The 2,657-nt window shown below is 61.3% G+C and carries 1 protein-coding gene and 1 rRNA gene; both read right to left on the reverse strand.

Translation table 11 applies throughout. From position 1 onward, the window contains the following. Positions 1 to 214 precede the first annotated feature (214 nt). The gene (locus QNO00_RS17240) at positions 215 to 2,026 is read right to left on the reverse strand and encodes a DUF5979 domain-containing protein (RefSeq protein ID WP_284025431.1); all 1,812 of its coding nucleotides are present in this window, start codon (positions 2,024 to 2,026) and stop codon (positions 215 to 217) included. A 242-nt stretch (positions 2,027 to 2,268) separates the two neighbouring features. Continuing rightward, positions 2,269 to 2,385: ribosomal RNA gene (rrf, locus tag QNO00_RS17245) — 5S ribosomal RNA — on the reverse strand. Positions 2,386 to 2,657 lie beyond the last annotated feature (272 nt).

Here is a 2,657-nt window from a genome sequence, read left to right on the forward strand (position 1 = left end):
GCTTTCCGCTCCCGGGCTTCTCAGCGCAGGATGGATCACCAGGATGTTTTTGGTGTGGTGTGGCCGCCATGCTCGTGAAGTTTTCCAACTCCCGGCCGCGGCGACTTAGAAGACTCTACACAGGTTTCGCCGGGCCCGCAAATCGCCCCGGCAGCGCCGGAGCCGGACCCTTTGAGGGGCCCGGCTCCGGTACTAAAGCGCCGCTGATCAAACCCTAGCTGTTGTGGCGCCGACGCGTTGATCCCAGGACCAACAATGATCCGGCAAGCAGTGCCCCACCACCGGCAATAGCGACGCCGTACGTGGCTGCGTCGGCACCGGTCTTCGGCAGTTGCTCAGTGGGCCGCTGCTGCTCGGCAACCGGCTGTTGCTCGGTAACTGGCACAGGTGCATACACGTTGACCACCTCGACAGTTTGAGACTGCCCGGGCAGGATGCCCACTTCACCAGTGCCTGAGGTTTCCACCGTGACGTCCTCGTTGGCTCCGGACGCTGGTTCCGAGACCCGGCACAGCACTCCCGCCGGAATACCTTCGTACCGCCGGGTATAGGTATCCGCAGTGGTCTCCTCGGGGATCACGAACGTCTCGTCAATCAGCCCGTCACCGCACTGGACGTGAAGCACGACGTCGTCCTGCAGGCCGGCGCCCGAGCCGCTGATCGTCTTGGTGACCACAAGGCTCCCCGGATTGAATTCCACCGTATTGGCGACGGTGAGGACATTCTCCCCCTCGGTGATCGTCACCGCGTCCGAGACGGTCGGCGTCACCGTCACTTCGGTAGTGGATCCCGTGACCGGTTCGGTAACGGAGCACACCGTACCCACCGGAAGATCAACGATCGTTTCACTGACGGGAGCTGTGGTTCCCGCGGGGATCTCAAAGCTAAACAGCCCCGCTGCACCACAGTCGACAGCAAGCGCGATTGCACCTTGGCTGCCTATCGCTTCTCCTGCAAACGTTTTGTTCACCACGAGGTCTCCCGGTACAAAGAACTCCGCCGTCGCCTCGGCGGCGGCATTCAACACCGTGGTCTCGGCGAGGATGATGGGCTGCTTTTCCAACAGTGGATCAGCCTGGTCGTAGAGGTAGACGTTGCCGGTCTGGACGTTGACGGCAGCGCGTGCCCTGAGGACTCCCGGGTCGGTGGATGCCGGCGGGCCACCCACCCAGACCTGGGTCCCTGTAGGGACTGTGCTTCCGTTCGGGATAGGGACGGTCCCCGCAGCATCGGAGTACATGGTGTATCCGGTCGGCACGGAAACCGTAATCGCTGCACTTCCCTCCGCTGCCACCGTGAACGGGCCGGCGACGCTTCCCAACGGAGCCGCGGCAGCCGGGGGAGTCACGGTGACGTTCGGCGGGGGCGGTTCCGGCAGAGGCCCGTTGGTCCGGGCGTCTTCGACGATCGCCGCGACCGCGGGCCTGATGACCGTCTCCGTAGTATTGACCAGGTATCCGTCGGTTATGTACCAGATCGCGGCCTGCACCGCCGCAGCCTGCTGGTTTACCGACAAGCCCGCTGGGGCTGCGGGATTCGCAGGATAGTAGTTGTTCAGGATGTAATTTACGTAGCCAAGGTTGGCTATGTCGGCTTCCTCCCAGGGGGCGTTAACGTAGCCGACGCCGAGGGTGGTACCTATCGTGACGTCGATGCAATACATCCGGCCGAGCCGGCCATCGGCGTCCAGAGTGTTAAGGACGCCGGTGTATCCGCCGGCAGCAGGGACTCCCACGGGGTTGTCTTCGGGATAAGGCAGCGTGAGATCCGGCGGGGTGGGCTCGTCGGCCAGGAAACCCTGAATACTTTGACCTTCGCCTCGACTGGTAAAAACGACATCCGCGTTTGCGCTGGCCACCGGTGCCGGCTCAGTGGGGTCCGGATCCGTAACCCGGGCATTCGCGGGTGCCGCGAACGGTGCCAGCAGCAGCGCCGCAACGGCGGCCGTACCTAAGAGTGACCTGCGTAGCCGGCGCCCGTGCCCCGGCCGACGCCGCAGGCCGGATGGAAAGGAATAATGGCTCATAGGGGTCTTCCTGCTTCTATCCCTGGGGATGATTCGCGAGTGACCATGCCGAAACCAGTTCGGCCTGTGTGCTAGGCACAGTATGTGGAATCCGAAGCCGGGGGTAGGCGGAACCGCAATATCCGTAGAAAGCCGGGGAGGGACCAAATTACCTATAGACATTCCCTGGTTAAACAAGTAAGGCCCCGCCAATGGCGGGGCCTTACTCTCTGAACAACCGGTGTCTTTCAACCGTAAATATTGTCCGGCGGTGACCTACTCTCCCACATCCTCCCGGATGCAGTACCATCGGCGCTGTGGGTCTTAGCTTCCGGGTTCGGAATGGGACCGGGCGTTTCCCCCACGCTATGACCGCCGTAACCCTTCCACCCGCACCACCCATAAACAAACCTGGATGAGGGGAAATCAATGGTCACAACACAACACACCAAAAAAACGACGTGTTGCAATAGCGAAGTTATAACTGTAATTATACGGCACACCACACCCTGAAAGGGGTACGGTGGTGCCGGTTCCACGGGTGACAAACCTCACGGGTTTGTTATCCGGGAACCACATAGTGGACGCAAGCAGCATGATCAACACAACCCTTTATACTTTGGAGAACCGTTTGAAGTCGTGTTCTCCCAGA

Source organism: Arthrobacter sp. zg-Y1219 (genome assembly GCF_030125545.1).
Taxonomy (GTDB): Bacteria; Actinomycetota; Actinomycetes; order Actinomycetales; family Micrococcaceae; genus Arthrobacter_B.